General features: G+C 35.9%; 13 protein-coding genes and 1 pseudogene. 6 read left to right on the top strand and 8 right to left on the bottom strand.

Annotation, left to right across the window (positions count from 1 at the left end):
* Window positions 1-31: 31 nt before the first annotated feature.
* The 3 genes and pseudogenes from recJ to STA7437_RS06445 all read right to left on the bottom strand — a co-directional run bounded on the left by recJ (window position 32) and on the right by STA7437_RS06445 (window position 3,226).
* A complete protein-coding gene (recJ, locus tag STA7437_RS06455) occupies window positions 32-2,467 on the bottom strand; it encodes a single-stranded-DNA-specific exonuclease RecJ (protein WP_015192571.1) in 2,436 nt (811 codons plus the stop codon).
* Window positions 2,455-2,834: pseudogene (locus tag STA7437_RS06450) on the bottom strand (hypothetical protein). The gene recJ and the pseudogene STA7437_RS06450 overlap by 13 nt, the downstream one beginning before the upstream one ends.
* An 8-nt stretch (window positions 2,835-2,842) precedes the next feature.
* Window positions 2,843-3,226, bottom strand: coding sequence for a hypothetical protein (locus STA7437_RS06445; RefSeq protein ID WP_015192569.1), 384 nt, complete (start codon window positions 3,224-3,226; stop codon window positions 2,843-2,845).
* 199 nt (window positions 3,227-3,425) lie between these two features.
* Between STA7437_RS06445 and hemC the strand changes: the two genes are divergently transcribed.
* From hemC to aspS, 4 genes are all read left to right on the top strand, one after another.
* Window positions 3,426-4,391: a hydroxymethylbilane synthase gene (gene hemC, locus STA7437_RS06440; protein ID WP_015192568.1), complete on the top strand. Its 966-nt coding sequence runs from the start codon at window positions 3,426-3,428 to the stop codon at window positions 4,389-4,391.
* A gap of 69 nt (window positions 4,392-4,460) precedes the next feature.
* The gene (locus STA7437_RS06435) at window positions 4,461-4,718 is read left to right on the top strand and encodes a hypothetical protein (protein WP_015192567.1); all 258 of its coding nucleotides are present in this window, start codon (window positions 4,461-4,463) and stop codon (window positions 4,716-4,718) included.
* A gap of 174 nt (window positions 4,719-4,892) precedes the next feature.
* The gene (locus STA7437_RS06430; RefSeq protein ID WP_015192566.1) at window positions 4,893-5,429 is read left to right on the top strand and encodes a Ycf51 family protein; all 537 of its coding nucleotides are present in this window, start codon (window positions 4,893-4,895) and stop codon (window positions 5,427-5,429) included.
* 261 nt (window positions 5,430-5,690) lie between these two features.
* Window positions 5,691-7,487, top strand: a complete 1,797-nt coding sequence (gene aspS, locus STA7437_RS06425) for an aspartate--tRNA ligase (RefSeq protein ID WP_015192565.1) — start codon at window positions 5,691-5,693, stop codon at window positions 7,485-7,487.
* 425 nt (window positions 7,488-7,912) lie between these two features.
* On the opposite strand, the gene STA7437_RS06420 is transcribed toward aspS, so the two are convergent.
* Window positions 7,913-9,166 (bottom strand): tetratricopeptide repeat protein, encoded by a 1,254-nt coding sequence (locus STA7437_RS06420; protein ID WP_083856851.1) that lies wholly within the window; start codon window positions 9,164-9,166, stop codon window positions 7,913-7,915.
* 132 nt (window positions 9,167-9,298) lie between these two features.
* Between STA7437_RS06420 and STA7437_RS06415 the strand changes: the two genes are divergently transcribed.
* Entirely contained in the window at window positions 9,299-10,468 is a 1,170-nt protein-coding gene (locus tag STA7437_RS06415; protein ID WP_015192563.1) for an esterase-like activity of phytase family protein, read from the top strand.
* Window positions 10,469-10,480: 12 nt separating this feature from the next.
* Here STA7437_RS06415 and STA7437_RS06410 read toward each other — a convergent pair whose 3' ends face one another.
* On the bottom strand, window positions 10,481-11,266 hold the full coding sequence (locus STA7437_RS06410) for an SDR family NAD(P)-dependent oxidoreductase (protein WP_015192562.1): 786 nt from the start codon (window positions 11,264-11,266) through the stop codon (window positions 10,481-10,483).
* 1,051 nt (window positions 11,267-12,317) lie between these two features.
* On the opposite strand from STA7437_RS06410, the gene STA7437_RS06405 reads away from it, so the two are divergent.
* Complete coding sequence (locus STA7437_RS06405; RefSeq protein ID WP_015192560.1) at window positions 12,318-13,139, top strand: EI24 domain-containing protein; 822 nt, start codon at window positions 12,318-12,320, stop codon at window positions 13,137-13,139.
* 75 nt (window positions 13,140-13,214) lie between these two features.
* On the opposite strand, the gene STA7437_RS06400 is transcribed toward STA7437_RS06405, so the two are convergent.
* The 3 genes from STA7437_RS06400 to STA7437_RS06390 form a co-directional block, all read right to left on the bottom strand.
* Window positions 13,215-13,793, bottom strand: coding sequence for a DUF1802 family protein (locus tag STA7437_RS06400; RefSeq protein ID WP_015192559.1), 579 nt, complete (start codon window positions 13,791-13,793; stop codon window positions 13,215-13,217).
* A gap of 193 nt (window positions 13,794-13,986) precedes the next feature.
* A complete protein-coding gene (gene fabD / locus STA7437_RS06395) occupies window positions 13,987-14,901 on the bottom strand; it encodes an ACP S-malonyltransferase (protein ID WP_015192558.1) in 915 nt (304 codons plus the stop codon).
* A 106-nt stretch (window positions 14,902-15,007) separates the two neighbouring features.
* Window positions 15,008-16,006: a beta-ketoacyl-ACP synthase III gene (locus tag STA7437_RS06390; protein ID WP_015192557.1), complete on the bottom strand. Its 999-nt coding sequence runs from the start codon at window positions 16,004-16,006 to the stop codon at window positions 15,008-15,010.
* Window positions 16,007-16,037 lie beyond the last annotated feature (31 nt).

Here is a 16,037-nt window from a genome sequence, read left to right as displayed (position 1 = left end):
ATACTTTCTAACACCTGAAACTTAACATTTATTAACCAATAATTGATAATTGATGAGTAATCACTGACAAAGGAACTTGAGCAAAATATTGTCTTTGAAATTGTTCTTCTTCTACTGCCAAAATAAAATTGGTGATTTCAGCTTCAGTTTGTGCGTAAAAATTATCTGTTATCCAATTAAAAGAATAATTTTCTTCAGTAACTTGATAGTCAATTCCACTAGCTTGTAAAGCTTTTAAAGCCAATTGCCAACAGCGATCGCTTAAAGATAATTTTGCTTGAATTTGTTCTCTGGTAGCAGTTTTGCCAGTCCGAATCAAATATTTAACGATGCCAACTAATTGTTGCCAAGTTGTTTGAGGATCGAGATGTTCGGGAAAAGAATAAGCTAAAACTAATTTTTGATTATGCGCGATCGCTTGACGATAAGGTTGATAAATTTCCTGCCAACTTTGAGGACATTGTTCTACAATTTTAAATTCTGAATTGTGACGGTGAGGGACTCGGAGGTTTTCTGAGGGGCTGTCTGCCGAACCTGCGTCGGCAGCTTGTAAGCCCCGTCCGATTGTCCAATCACCGTGTTGGATTCTGAATTCTGATTGATTACGTTGATCTATCAAAAAATCTGCTTCGACTCCTGATGAATTAAACAAAATATTTTCTTGACTGGGACGGACTGCTACTAAACGAATTTCATAACCTTGAGAGCGTTGTTTTTGTTGATAAGCATTAATATTAAAATACAATTCAACTACAGCATCACAAGTAACTTCTTGAGGTATTTCGTGTTGATAATGTCCCCACCAAACTCCAGCCAAACCTTGTTTTACTGTGTTATCCCATAGCTCAAAACTAGTTTTAATATATTGAATTTTTTGTCCTTTTTGGTCTTGAATATTTTTGTTTCTAACGTGTTTAAACCAACAATTTTTAATCAATAATTTAGGAATTGGATTACCCATTCCATAAGGTTCAAGTAAGTTTAATTCTTCAAATAAACTTTTACCTAATTGAGATACAGTAACAGTTAAATCTACTTCAAGTTTTGGAATCAATAATTGAGTATTAAGCTGTTGTCGTAACTTTTGATTAATTCCTTCTCGAAACAAAGAAATATTTTCTACAGGTAAACTCAAACCTGCTGCAAAAGGATGACCACCAAAACGATCTAATAAACTTGCTTGGGATTTGACTAATTGATATAAATCGATCTGATTAACCGAACGTGCCGAACCTCTAGCGATTGCTAAATTATCTTCAGTTTCACCTGTACTTAATAAAATCGTTGGACGACCGTATTCTTGGGCAATTTGTCCAGCAACTAAACCCAAAACACCACCTTGCCATTGAGCATCATCTAAAACAATGACAAAAGTAGTAGATAAATCAATTCTGGCTAATTTATACTTTACTTGTTTAATAATGTCATTTTGAAGTGATTTTCTTCTGGTATTGGCTAATTCTGCCTCAAAAGCTAAATGCTGACATCTTGTGACATCGCGACTGGTTAATAACTCCACACAGAAACTAGCATCGCCGTGAATGCGACTAACAGCATTAATTCTAGGGCCCAAACCAAAAGAAATATCCGTAGGGCGATCGCCATTACGTTTGCATGATTCTAATAGACAACTAATTCCAGGGCGAGTTGCGGTATGGTTTCTAGCTTGTTTTTGTAATTGTTTGATTCCTTGTTGAGCAAGATAACGACAGTCTCCTTGCAACTGAACTAAATCAGCAATTAAACCAATTGCCACCAAATCTAATAAATTCTCTAACGGTTGTTGAGGTACATCAGGTAAAGATTGGTACAGTGCTTCAATCAATTTATAGGCAACTGCTACCCCAGAAAGATGATAAAGAGGATGATCTTTCGATAAGTAACGAGGATTAATAATTGCGGTTACGGAAGGACGTTGTTCTGGTAAAGTGTGATGATCGGTGACAATCAGATCGATGCCTAGTTGCTGCGCGTACTCAATTTCTTCCAGATTAGTGCTACCCGTGTCACAAGTAACAATCAATTTTGTACCTGTAGTAGCTAAACGCTCGATTCCCCCTCGATTTAAACCATGAGATTCCGTCAGACGATTGGGGATGTAGTAATCTAACAACAGATGTTGGGGGAAAAACTCTCCTAAACCTTCCCACAGTAAACTGGTAGAAGTAACTCCATCTGCATCAAAATCGCCCCAAATTGTAACTTTTTCCCCATTTTCTCTAGCTTGTTTCAGACGAGCGATCGCATTTGTCATTTCTACCCCAAATTCAAAGGGACTACTAGGTTGATAAGCATCGGGATCGAGATAACCAGGCAATTGTAAGGGGTCTTGTATTCCTCTTTGCCACAATAACTGTGCTGCGTAACGTCCATCAGAATTATGACAATAGCGTCTGACTACTTCACTAAACCATTGGGGTAGTTCTAAAAAAGACAAGATTTGCCATTGAGTTTCTAGATTCTCCATCGCCTCATGCCAAGCTCGTAAAATTCAAAATCACTCATAGGAGATTTTTTAGATTTAATCACCTCAATGACATCATCATGTCTCTGCCCTTCGATAATATCCTTGAGATGAATTTTTGCCCGTCAATATATTGAATGTGAATGCGCCAGCCTGAAATTTTATCAATATCAGCACGATAAACTGCCTGCTTGATACCTTTTATTTTGTGTAGTCTCGTTTTGGGAAATTTTCTTGTTCGGTGACACTCGTTATCTTCAAGCTCTGCCAAGGCTTCCAGAAAGCTAATCTTTAATTCGTTATTTGGCAAGATTCTCATTGCTTCGTAAATAATGCCATATCGATCATAAAGAGTAAGGGTTTGTGCCATAATCGAACTTACGAGATTTGGGCAGTTTCTCGATTATGGTGAAGTAATTCTTGATACAAAGATTCTGCTACACCTTTATACGCTTTACCAAGATCAGCGCGTTTGAATAGTCGGAAAAGAGTAAAAATAACTCGATCAAAAATTGGATCTTCGTCAATTGTCAAAATTATCCTTAATTTGTCTGATACCCTTAATGTGAATAAAGAAGACTCGTAACCATTAATGTCTGATGGTAAAGGCAGACGACGCAATTTATGATAAACAGCAGTTTTTTGAGTTGGGAAGAGGCTAACACAATCATTAATTGTTTTAATTGCTGTAGCTTTTTCTTCTTTACCTAGCTCACCAAGATCCTTCTCAAAACTTTTTGTTGACTCGATGACAACATCCATGTTAAAAATCGCCTATCTAAACTTAGCTACTTACTCTTAATCTTTAGTTTAGCAACACAGTCTTATGATTTTAATCCTTTCCCTATAGAGATTACACCCATCACAATTTATCTAAGAGTTGCACAAAAATTAATCAACAAGAGGTAAAACATACGATACTCTAGATCGAGTCCCATTAGCTTGTTTTAAAATAACTTTTATGACATCCGTTGATACCCTTGAGCGTACCATTCGCATTGGTTCGAGAAAAAGTCAATTAGCTTTAGTGCAAACTTATTGGGTAAAAGCAGAATTAGAAAAACATTTTCCTGAAATTGATTTTGAAGTGGAAACCATGAGTACTCAGGGAGATAAAATTCTTGATGTAGCTTTGGCAAAAATTGGTGACAAAGGTTTATTTACTAAAGAATTGGAAGTAGGAATGCTTAGTAGAGAGATTGATTTTGCTGTTCATTCTCTCAAAGATTTACCAACCAATTTACCAGAAGGTTTAATGTTGGGATGCGTCACCAAAAGAGTCGATCCTGCTGATGCTTTGGTTGTCAATGAAAAAAACAAGGATAAACAATTAGATACCTTACCCGAAGGTGCGGTGATTGGAACATCTTCCCTACGTAGACTCGCTCAATTACGTCATCATTTTCCTCATTTAACTTTTAAAGACGTTAGAGGCAATGTCAATACTCGTCTAGCCAAATTAGATGCAGAGGAATACGATGCCATTATTTTAGCTGTCGCTGGATTACAAAGATTGGGTATGAGCGATCGCATTCATCAAATCATTCCTCCTGAAATTTCTCTTCATGCTGTCGGACAAGGTGCTTTAGGCATTGAATGTCGTGAAGGTGATACTGATGTTTTAGAAGTTTTAAAAGCTTTAGAAGATCTCGATAGTCGCGATCGCGCTTGGGCAGAACGTTCTTTCTTGAGAAATTTGGAAGGTGGTTGTCAAGTTCCGATTGGTGTTAATACTAGCATCGAAGGCGACACTTTAACTTTAACAGGAATGGTTGCTAGTTTAGATGGTCTTAGATTAATTAAAGATACCATCAGTGGCGATCGAGCGTTAGCCGAACAAATTGGCATAGATTTAGCCAATCGTTTACGAGAAGAAGGTGCGGGGGAAATATTGGCAGAAATTTTTGCTCAAATTGAACGTAAGTAGAATAGACAATCAAAACTAAGAGACTACAATAAGAATATTTATCTAATAAACTGAATATTCTAGGACAATATGAGCTTAAAAACGATTAAAATTCTAGGTTTACCCTTAATTCTTGCTCTATCTCTCTTTGCTGTAGCTTGTAGCGAAACGGAAACTCCAGGTACAACTGGCGAACCCGAAGCAGGAGAACAAATTGAAGAAGGTGCCGAAGATGTCGGTGAAGGTGTCGAACAAGGTGCTGAAGATCTTGGTGAAGATATCGAACAAGGCGCAGAAGATGTCGGCGAAGATATTGAAAATGCAGGTGATGAAATTGAAAATAATTAATTAGTTTCAGTTAAAAATTATCACTAATCCCTACTTTTCTCAAGCAAGGCTAATTCTGTACCAACGGATCGCCGACACATTTCTAACTTTTAAGAGACTTAGGTAATTTCTTGATTAGATAATACTTAAGTCTATTTTCTTACTGAGCAAAAATTATCAAACTCTCGATTAATCATGAAAATTCCAACAGATTTATCTACTTATACTCAATGGTCGGGTATTCTCACCCTTGTTTTGCTTTTAATCACTATTTTAGCGTTTATTTTGGGTTTGGGCTTCCGTTTTCGTCTTTTTGGAGCTACTAGCTTCATGGCAGTAGTGACTGCTAGTATTTTTGCGTTGAGTTTAGGTTTGTTTGTCCATACAGAAATACCAGGGGCAATTCGTTATTCCTTGGTTTATGACAATGGAGCAAATCAAGCTGTAGTAGCTGTTTCTCCTGAAATTGAAGAGTCTCAAATCGAACCTACTTTGCGACAAGCTGCTAATAATCTTTATTCATTCGGTAGAAATGGTAGAGATGGCGAAAATAAATTCACGATTAAATTAAGAACTTTACTTCATCCTGAACCAGGAATATCTGTACCTCTTTATTTAGGACAAATCAAGCGATCGCTCTCGTCGCGAGAAGATGACAATATGCAAATAGAAATTTTTACTCAAAATATAGCTCAATTAAAAGAAGCACAAGCTAAATCAGTTAGCAGTTAATAGTAAGCAGGAAGTAATTAGTAACAAGATTTATCTGTGGACGAACAATCAACTATCAACAATAAACAGTTCTCAGTTATTCAATCTAAATCAGCAAACCCTAAGTATCAAGAAGCATACAATTTTACTAATGACCAATGATAAATAACCAATGACAACCTTAATCATTTAACTTTGATTGTGTCGACTTACTTAATGATGGCTAGAGAATGCTAATCTAAAAAACGCTCTCTTGTGTATTGATATTGTAATTAAATAATTATGAGAACTAATTATTGCGGAGACTTACGAGGACAACATATTGGTCAAACTGTTACTCTCTATGGGTGGGTGGATCGTCGTCGGGATCATGGTGGTGTGATTTTTATCGATTTACGCGATCGCACGGGAACAGTACAGATTGTCAGCGATCCGCAACGTACTCCTGATTCTGCTGAAAATGCCCACTCTCTGCGTAGCGAATATGTAGTCAAAGTTGTCGGCAAAGTCAGTCAACGTCCCCCAGAATCTCTTAATCCTAAATTACCTACAGGGGAAATTGAAATTTACGCTGATGCAATTGAAGTTCTCAATAGCGTTAAAAAACAGTTACCTTTTCAAGTTTCTACTACCGAGGCAGAAAACGTCAGGGAAGATTTGCGCCTGAAATATCGTTATTTGGATTTAAGAAAAGAAAGAATGTCCGCTAATCTCCAATTACGGCATCAGGTAGTCAAAGCTATTCGTCATTTCCTTGAAGACGAACAAAACTTCATGGAAATTGAAACTCCAATCTTAACTCGTTCTACTCCTGAAGGTGCAAGAGATTATCTAGTTCCCTCCCGTGTCAACCCTGGAGAATGGTACGCCTTACCTCAATCGCCTCAACTATTTAAACAATTATTAATGGTTTCAGGATGCGATCGCTATTATCAAATTGCTCGTTGTTTCCGTGATGAAGATCTCCGTGCCGACAGGCAACCTGAATTTACTCAGTTGGATATGGAAATGAGTTTTATGTCTCAAGATGAGATTATCGAACTCAATGAAGCCTTGATCTGTCACATCTTTAAAGTAGTTAAAAATATCGATTTACCTCGTCCCTTTCCCCGACTCACCTATGCTGAAGCGATGGATCGTTACGGAAGCGATCGCCCTGATACTCGTTTTGACTTAGAATTAGTTGATGTTTCTGATATTGTTCAAGATTCTGGTTTTAAAGTCTTTTCAGGAGCAGTTGCTAGTGGCGGTATGGTTAAGGTTTTACCCATCCCCAATGGTAACGATACCATTTCTAATGTCCGAATTAAACCCAAAGGCGATTTGTTTGAAGAAGCTGCTGCTGCTGGGGCAAAAGGAATTGCTTATATTCGCGTAAGAGAAGACAATCAGATCGATACCATTGGCGCAATTAAAGACAATCTCACTGAAGCACAAAAAGAAGAATTACTAACTAAAACTAAAGCAAAACCAGGACATTTATTACTATTTGGGGCTGGTGATACTGCTACCGTTAATAAATCTCTAGATCGTTTACGTTTATTAGTAGGTAAAGAATTAGGCTTAATTGATGAAAACAAAATCAATTTAGTTTGGATCACACAATTCCCTATGTTTGAATGGAATGCTGATGAAAAAAGACTAGAAGCACTTCATCATCCCTTTACCGCACCCTATCCTGAAGATATTGATAATTTAAAAACAGCTAGGGCGCAAGCTTACGATCTAGTTTACAACGGCATTGAAGTTGGTGGTGGTAGTCTAAGAATTTATCAAAAAGATATTCAAGAAAAAGTTTTTGCCACGATTGGTTTATCCACTGAAGAAGCTGACAACAAATTCGGTTTTCTCCTGGAAGCTTTTGAATATGGTACACCTCCTCACGGTGGTATTGCTTATGGTTTAGATCGTTTGGTAATGTTACTAGCAGGAGAAGAATCGATTCGCGATGTCATTGCTTTTCCGAAAACTCAACAAGCTAGTTGTTTGTTAACCGATGCACCAGCAACTGTAGACAAAAAACAACTCCAAGAGTTGTATATTTCTTCTACCTACAAACCCAAACAAAAAGAAGTTTAAAATTCCAAGGTGGTGGGTTTTACCCACCATTATTTTTTAACAAAAAACTCTTATTTTTAGATTGTGTTTCCTGGCAAAGCGCGATCGCTTTGGTTTAACAGAAACTAACTAGCAATTAAGAAAATCATTAATTCAAGGTATTAAGTATCAAAAAATTGCTCAAGAGTTACCTCTAGTAGAATTAAATAAATTACCAATGACTTTAAATTCGTATACAGCAAATACTTATTTTAAAGAATTTAATTCTTCATTTAAAACGAATATTCTATATGATTTTTTTAAAATAGATTCTTAGGTTGGCACAAAACTAATAATTTTTTTTTATTAATTACTGATTATAGTACATACAAAAAATCTGTTTTTTAAGTTTCTTCGGAATTTACAAATATACAAAAATTTATAGAATAGATTGTTATAAAAAATAATTAATTTCTCAGTTTCGACTGATTAATTCGCTGTTGCACTTGTTTAATTTGATTATTAAAATAATCTACTTGATAATTGAGAGATTTAGCCAACTGCAATCCTTTTTGAAAAGCTGTTAAAGCTTGCGGATAATTATGAGATTGCCAATGAATTTGTCCAAGCCGGTCATAAATATTAATTAATCCATAATAATTATAAGTTTGTTGCTCAATTTTAATTAATTGTTGATAAGTTGCTAAAGCTTGCTCAGATTGATTAGAATTTTGGTATAGTTGTCCTAGTTTTTGTAGAGCTTCACTAGCCAAAGCAAGCTGTTGTAGAGATAAAGCTAAACTAGCAGCTTCTTGATAATTTTGACTAGCTAATTTTAATTTATTTAAACTTTGATAATCCTGTGCCAAGGAAATTTTTAATTCAGTTAATTGCTCTAGTTGAGTTTGATTTTTTAAGTAAAATTCAGCTAATTGTTCTTTGATAGAAATAGCTTGATTTGGTTGAGCGTAAAAATCATAAATTTTGGCTAACTGTTCTAAATAATTTTGCTTTTTAGTTGTTATTTCAGATTGAGATAGTTCAATTTTATTAGATGTTAATAGATTTAATAATTTATTATAACTATCTGCTGCTTGCCGATAATCAAATTTAGCTAAATATAATTTACCTAAAGTTTCTAAGATATTTTGTTGGTTGTTTGTGTCGTTTGGGTATTGAGTTAATAATTGCTGATAAACCGCGATCGCGAGGTCAAGATTTCTTACTTGTTGATAAGCGTTACCTAAGCTATTTAATAGTTGTAAATTATTTTCTTTTGTCTCAAGAATTTCTTGTTGAAGTATAACCAAACGCTCAGAAATATTCTGTAAATCAGAAGCAAGATTATTTGACCAAGCAATGTTTCCAATTCTACCTAAAGCTTCAATTTCTGCTAATTTACCGATCGCTCTTTGTAATTTTAATTCTCGATACCAAAGACGAAAAGCTTCTGTTTCTTTGCCTTCTTCCAATTGAACTTGAGCTTGTTGATTTAATTGCGTAATTTCTGTTTGAATTCGTTTAATTTCTAAAGGACTTAAAGGACGTTTAATCGAAGCTTGAGGTACAAGAGGATCAGATTGAGGAGTAGTTAAAGGATTAGTAGTTGGTGCTGCTATTACTAATAATCGAATTGATTGATATCCCAAATCTGCCGATAACATAATTGAGCAAAAAAGCCAAAAAATCGATAATTTTCTCAATGCAGTCGTAAATTTCATGATTATTCTCTCTCAAAAACCCACCCCACCCAACTTTTTAGATGTTATTGCTGATAACTGGTAACTGATAACTGATAACTGAATAAGACTGCTACATTAAATTAAGAGTTTCAGCGAGAAAAAAAAGTAATAGTGAGCGATCGCAAATTTTATCGACCAGTAATTAAATTAGCTACGAGTTTTATTTTACTAATCTTAGTTACCGCCTGTAGTACTATTCCTCGTGTATCGGCACAAGAGAGAATGTTTCTTCCTCTTGCTCTTGAATTTCTGGGAGAATATCAACTACCAAAGCAGAAGTTTCAAGATACTCAGGTAGGCGGTTTATCTGCTGTTACCTATGACCGTCAACATAACCGTTTATACGCTCTATCTGATGATCGCAGCAATTTAGCTCCTGCTCGTTTTTATACTTTAAGTCTTAAGTTGCAATCAAACAATTTAGAAGCAACCAAGATTAACAAAATAGAAATAGAAAAAGTTACTTTTTTAAGCGACGAACAAGGAAATCCTTATCCTGCTGGTAGTATCGATCCTGAAGGAATGGCATTATCACCAAGGGGTACAGTATTTATTGCCAGTGAAGGCAATCTTAATCGCGAAATTAATCCTTTTATTGGTGAATTCGATTTAAATACAGGTAAAAAAATTCTTGATCTTCGTTTACCTCAACGTTTCTTGAGTGATCCTACGGGTGAAGAAGCAAAAGGAATTCAAGACAATCTTGCCTTTGAACCTTTAACGGTAAATCAGACAGGTTTAGCATCTCAAGATCCTTTTCGTCTTTTTACCGCTACTGAGTCAGCTTTGAAACAGGATAGTTTATCTGATCCAGAACAACAAGCAAGAATTCGTTTGCTTCATTATGTCATAAATCCAATCGGTAATCCTGTGATAGTTGCAGAACATCTTTATCTACTCGATCCTGCTTCAGTTGAAACGATTTCTAATGGTTTGACAGAATTGTTAGCTTTAGACAAAGAAGGTTATTTACTTAGTTTAGAAAGAACTTTTGGTTTTACTGGTGCGGGTGCAAAAATCTTTCAAGTTGTTAATGGTAACGCTACCGATACTTCCAGTATTGCTGCTTTTCAAGGAGAAATTACTTCGGTTAAACCCCTTAGCAAGAAATTAGTTTTTGATTTGAGTCAACTGGGGATTTATTTAGATAATTTAGAAGGAATGACTTTTGGTCCTCGTTTACCTGATGGTAGTCAAACTCTCTTATTGGTTAGCGATGATAACTTTAATCCAGAACAAGTAACTCAGTTTCTACTATTTCGCTTATCAATCAATCATTAACTATTAACCATTTTATAAAGTTTTTGATGGAGATAAGGGTGCTGCCATTAATAAAATCCGTTCCAATAATCTCGGGAAAATTCTCTGACACCAGACAGCTAAATGACTTTGCCATCCGACTAGAATTTCTGGAGCATCTCGTTTTAATCCTGTTATCAGCGATCGCGCTACCTCTTCGGGAGTCATCGGCATTACCCATCTAAATAATTTTAAATCTCTAACCATATCCGTTTGAGTTAAAGATGGAAGCAAAGCACTGACTCTAATATTGTAAGGAGCTAATTCGGTTCTCAATGCTTGCGTAAAACCAACAATGGCAAATTTAGTTGCTGAATAAGTCGCCATAGTGGGCGCAGCTACTTTACCCATTAAACTAGAAACATTGACAATCGTTCCTTCTCGTCTAGCTGCCATCCTTCTAGCAATTAAACGCACAATAGTAAACATTCCAATCAAATTTAAAGAAACCTCTTCTTCCACTTTGGGATGTTGAGACTGCAAGAAAGGTGTTTGATGCGCCACTCCTGCACAGTTAATCAACAGATCGATGGGGCCATAACTACGCCAAGCTTGAGCGATCGCAATATTAGTAGCTACAGGTTGAGTCAAGTCTAAAGCTAAAGTTACTACTTCTACATCTCTTGCTTCAATCTCTGCACTTACTTCAGCTAGTTTTTGCCGATCTCTGGCTACCAAAATTAACCGTTTAATCTGTTGTTCGGCTAATTCTAGAGCGATCGCTTTACCAATTCCCCGAGAAGCACCAGTAACCAAGGCGGTTTTTCCAGTTAAATTCATTATAAACCTCCAAATTTTTGAATATATTACGACGATGATTAATTTTTTAGGCAAATTCGCTAACAAGCAAATTTTTACTTAAGTTATCAGCATTAATTAACTAAGAAGCAATTTTGACAAACCAACCCCACAACCAATTCGATCAAAAATTGTTATCAAATTGGACAAATAGTAGAAACGAGTTACTTAAAAAGTTTAAATTAGGTTGGTTTAGACCTTTTCGTAAAGCATCTTTCCTGCTCAACTGAACTTAGACGAAGGGTACATTCAACGATCTACGATGTGACGAGGATTCAAAAATAATTGCTGATTCAGATAAGTCATCACTACAGTCTCCTCAAGCTAAATCTTGATAAGTAACATGACCTAGGGACAAGATAACAACTCCTTTAACGAATCGGCAACATTTTTTAGTAAAGTTATGTAAATTTTTTTTAATAAAAGCCAGTAAATCCTTGATAAAAAGGCAACAAAAAGGTATTATATGCTACTTGATTTATAAATTTGAGTTTAACAAAATTCAATTCCAAAAAAGCGGTCTCGCCAAAAGCGAGGTTCATTTGCATTTTTAATCATTTCAATCAACTTCTGGTGTACTTTTTTTAGCCTTTCCAAAAACCGATAGTCATGACACGGGATCAAAAATATTCAATCTCAAGACTTTCTAATAAATTAATTTTTTAATTTGTAAACCGATGTTTGGATCCTGATTGAGGCGAAAACTAGTTTGAATGAATAATTCAAAAAGCCAGAATCCTAACCCGAACTGAGTTTGATTTTTAAATGGCTTATCAACATCTGAATCCAAATTAAGTATTAATACTTAAATATTTTTTCTGAAAATCAATAATTAGAGCAATGATTGTTAACTAATTCACATAAACAAATAAAAAGACAAGAATGTATAAAAACTAATTGAGAAACGTTATAGTATAAATACTTCTCACACTCGTATTTCCCAATCCCCAGTCCAAATTTGATTGGGGCTTTTTCTTGATTGTTTAATACTGTTACTTGGTAAAATTCCCAAGCAGAAATTTAATTGACAACAATGAAGCATATTTTGAGCGGTTTTGGATTAGTTACAGGCGCAACTTATCCTCTAAGAGCATTAAAAACTTTTATCCACAATCCTCAACTGTGGCAATATCTAGCGATTCCAATTCTTGTAAATTTAGTTCTGGCAGGTTTTATTTATTCAGGATTATTATTCTTTGGTTGGCAAGTTGTTGATCAAGTTAGAGTCGATTTATCAGCTTGGTTGCAACAAATTATTATCAATCTTCCTCAATGGTTGAGCTTTCTTCAATATATATTAGTAGGAATAATTTATCTAATTAAATTTTTATTAGTTGTAATTTTATTAGTAGCTACTGGTTTTATTTTGATGCAATTCGGGGTGTTCTTAGGCGCGCCCTGGTATGGTCAACTTTCAGAAAAATTAGAAAAACTCCGTACTGGTAAGTTAGAAATTATTGAAGTCAATATTTTTCAAGATTTAGGAAGAGCCTTATTATTTGAGTTAAAAAAATTAGTTCTAATTGCTTTAATAGGGATACCTTTATTAATCTTAAATTTCTTTCCAGGCGTAGGCACATTATTATCTACTATTGGTTCATTTACTCTTGCTACTTTAATAGTTTGTCTCGATTTTTTTGATTCTCCATTAGAAAGAAGAAGACTAAAATTTCGTCAAAAACTAGGAATTGTGGGACGTAGTATACCCGCTAGTGCCAGCTTTGGTTTAGTTTGTTTAGGATTAATCAGTATTCCTTTAGTCAATTTATTTACTATTCCTATTTGTGTAGCTTCAGGAACTTTGTTTATTTGCGACCGCGTTTTAACTAAATCAATTAAACCATCTCAACCTTAAAATTAAGTAGGTGGACGTAATTCGTTATAAAACGAAGGAAAGCAGAGGAGCAAAATTTTAATTGTGTCTTGATACTTAAGCAATTATCTCGCTAATTTCTTTAACTTGCTGGTTATAAACATCTTGATCCAGCACAGGAATTAAATTTTCTAAAGATAGGGGTTTAACTAAATCAATCCAAGATTTACAACCACTATAAGCTTGGTGATAAGAGATCAATTGCGATTCAGGCAAACAATAAACTCGCAACAACAAAACTGATAAAGGTTGACGCGGTTTCCACTTCAAGCGATCGCTAATCATTTGTTCATTCCAGATGTGATAAGGTTCTAATTGTGTCACTATCTCTGGATTGCTCACAGAAAAAACGTCAGTAATTTCAGCACAACTCCCGATCCGAATCTCAGTTGGATGCCAACCAGACTCCACAGGTGTAACTTGCGAAGCGTATTGAGTTTTTAATAAATGGGGTTTTTGATGCTCATAAGTAGGATAAAGCCAAACTCGGCGATAAGGCAGAGAAAAACTCTTATTTTCTTCTTTAATCCCCCCTTTACGCAGCAACATAATTGTTTGACCAGCTTCTAATGCTTGTACAGCTACTGCCCATTCTTTAAGGGCATGGGTAAGAGTTGATTCAGTAGTAGATAACATTATTTGGTTAAAGCGATCGCTATAGCATCTGGTAATTACAATATAAAACTTTTTGATTGTAGAATCATATTCAATCTCTTTTTTCCATTAAAGAAAAATCCTGCCTTCTCCCCAAAAAGAAGTAAGGATCAAGCATTAAAAATCAGAAAGAGAAAATTGCTTTAATAATTCATCCTTAGCTCTTTTTAATTGATTAACTAATGCCACTAATTTCTAGCTGAGGTAGTTGATCTAAATCTGCTTTACTACTAACATTATGTAATTCAATATCGCGACAAGTTCTTTTAATCAAACCAGTTAGTACTTTTCCTGGCCCCACTTCTATCACCTTGGTAATTTGATTTTCTGGTAGTTGTAACATAATTTCTCGCCAGCGTACTGAACCAGTCATTTGTGCGATGAGGCGTTGTTTTAATTCTTCTGCATTAGTAGTAGCAATCGGTTCAACATTAGACAAAACTGGAACTTGGGCATCAGCAAAAGAAATTGAATCTAAAACAGCTTTAAACTGTTGAGAAGCTTCTTCCATCAGAGGAGAATGAAACGCACCTGAAACATTTAAAGTAACCGCTCGTTTAGCCTTAACCTGAGCCAAAATCGACTCTACTGCTTCTGGAGTACCAGAAATAACTACTTGTTCTGCACTATTATCATTAGCTAAAACCACATCAGGATTTTGAGCAATAGCATCATTTAACTGGGTGCGGTCGAATTTCATCAAAGCTGCCATTTTACCACCCTCAGCAGTTGCCATTAATTCGGCTCGTTTTTTAACCAACTGCAAACCCGACTCAAAATCAAAAACTCTGGCAGCATAAAGAGCAACATATTCTCCCAAACTGTGTCCTGCAACTAATTGAGGTAAACCTACTCGCTCAATCAATAAATCAGCGAGAATAGATTCAACTACATAAAGACAAGGTTGAGTATAAAGAGTTTGAGCCAGAGTTTCTTCATCCCCTTGACAAACATCTAATACCGACCAATAATTTAAAATTTTTTCAGCTATTTCAAATTTGCTCTGTGCTTGAGGAAGATCTTGTAAATCCACACCCATCCCGACGGCTTGAGAACCTTGTCCAGGAAATACCCACGCTGTTTTATTCATTTTTTTTATTATTTTGTTATTGATGACCAGAAAAAAATTATCTCACTCCTGTAAGATCTTGTCGATTTTCTATTGATGACTGGTAACTGGTAACTGGTAACTGAAATTACCCCCAATGAAACAAAGCAGCCCCCCAAGTCAATCCTGCACCAAATCCAGAAGCAGCAATCAAATCTCCAGCTTGAACTTTGCCCGTTCTCACTGCCTCGTCTAAAGCCAGAGGAATTGAAGCAGCCGAAGTATTGCCGTATTTTTCGATGTTACTTAAAACTTTTTCTGAAGGGAGTTTAAGTCGTTTAGCTACTGCGTCCATAATCCTTTGGTTAGCTTGATGCAAAAGTAACCAATCAATTTGATCTGAAGTGATACCTGCTCGAAACATAGCTTTTTCAATCGCTTCTGGAACTTTTGCCACCGCAAAACGGTAGACTTCGCGACCATTCATGGTGATAGGTTGATAAGTTCCCGAACTGACTTCAAGTTCCTCAACTAAAGATTTTGCCTGTCCTTGATAAGCTAAATTGAGAGAATTGTTTTGACTACCATCACTATACATTTCAAAGGCTAACAAGCGATCGCCTGTATCAATGCCTTGACAAACTACTGCCCCCGCACCATCCCCAAACAACACACAGGTGGTACGGTCTGACCAATCTACCCAACGAGATAAAACATCTGCACCAATCACCACTACATTTTGATAAACTCCTGTGCGAATATACTGAGCAGCAGTAATCAAAGCAAACACAAAACCAGAACAAGCAGCCGTCAAGTCGAATGCCACTGCCCTAGTTGCGCCGAGTAAACCTTGAATTTTACTAGCACTACCAAATAAATCGTCTGGAGTAGAGGTAGCTAGAATAATTAAATCAATCTCAGTTGCAGAAAGTCCTGCCATCGCGATCGCATTTTGGGCAGCTTCGGCTGACATTTGACTGAGAGATTCTTGAGTTGATGCCAGGCGACGGGTTTTCATTCCTGTTCTACTACTAATCCATTCATCAGAGGTTTCTACAATCTGACTGAGATGATGGTTAGTAAAGACTGCCTTTGGTGCAGCCGAACCACAGCCAGTGATAGCGACACCAGTTCCTATTCTATTCAATGTTTTTCTCCCTTACCGATTGGGAATAAAA

It is taken from the genome of Stanieria cyanosphaera PCC 7437, from assembly GCF_000317575.1.
Lineage (GTDB): Bacteria > Cyanobacteriota > Cyanobacteriia > Cyanobacteriales > Xenococcaceae > Stanieria > Stanieria cyanosphaera.
This window is presented reverse-complemented; position numbering and strand designations above follow the sequence as displayed.

Bases quoted from the DNA above. Each gene is read 5' to 3' on its own strand.
- recJ (WP_015192571.1), bottom strand. From the start codon at position 2,467: ATGGAGAATCTAGAAACTCAATGGCAAATCTTGTCTTTTTTAGAACTA.
- STA7437_RS06445 (WP_015192569.1), bottom strand. From the start codon at position 3,226: ATGGATGTTGTCATCGAGTCAACAAAAAGTTTTGAGAAGGATCTTGGT.
- hemC (WP_015192568.1), top strand. From the start codon at position 3,426: ATGACATCCGTTGATACCCTTGAGCGTACCATTCGCATTGGTTCGAGA.
- STA7437_RS06435 (WP_015192567.1), top strand. From the start codon at position 4,461: ATGAGCTTAAAAACGATTAAAATTCTAGGTTTACCCTTAATTCTTGCT.
- STA7437_RS06430 (WP_015192566.1), top strand. From the start codon at position 4,893: ATGAAAATTCCAACAGATTTATCTACTTATACTCAATGGTCGGGTATT.
- aspS (WP_015192565.1), top strand. From the start codon at position 5,691: ATGAGAACTAATTATTGCGGAGACTTACGAGGACAACATATTGGTCAA.
- STA7437_RS06420 (WP_083856851.1), bottom strand. From the start codon at position 9,166: ATGAAATTTACGACTGCATTGAGAAAATTATCGATTTTTTGGCTTTTT.
- STA7437_RS06410 (WP_015192562.1), bottom strand. From the start codon at position 11,266: ATGAATTTAACTGGAAAAACCGCCTTGGTTACTGGTGCTTCTCGGGGA.
- STA7437_RS06405 (WP_015192560.1), top strand. From the start codon at position 12,318: ATGAAGCATATTTTGAGCGGTTTTGGATTAGTTACAGGCGCAACTTAT.
- STA7437_RS06400 (WP_015192559.1), bottom strand. From the start codon at position 13,793: ATGTTATCTACTACTGAATCAACTCTTACCCATGCCCTTAAAGAATGG.
- fabD (WP_015192558.1), bottom strand. From the start codon at position 14,901: ATGAATAAAACAGCGTGGGTATTTCCTGGACAAGGTTCTCAAGCCGTC.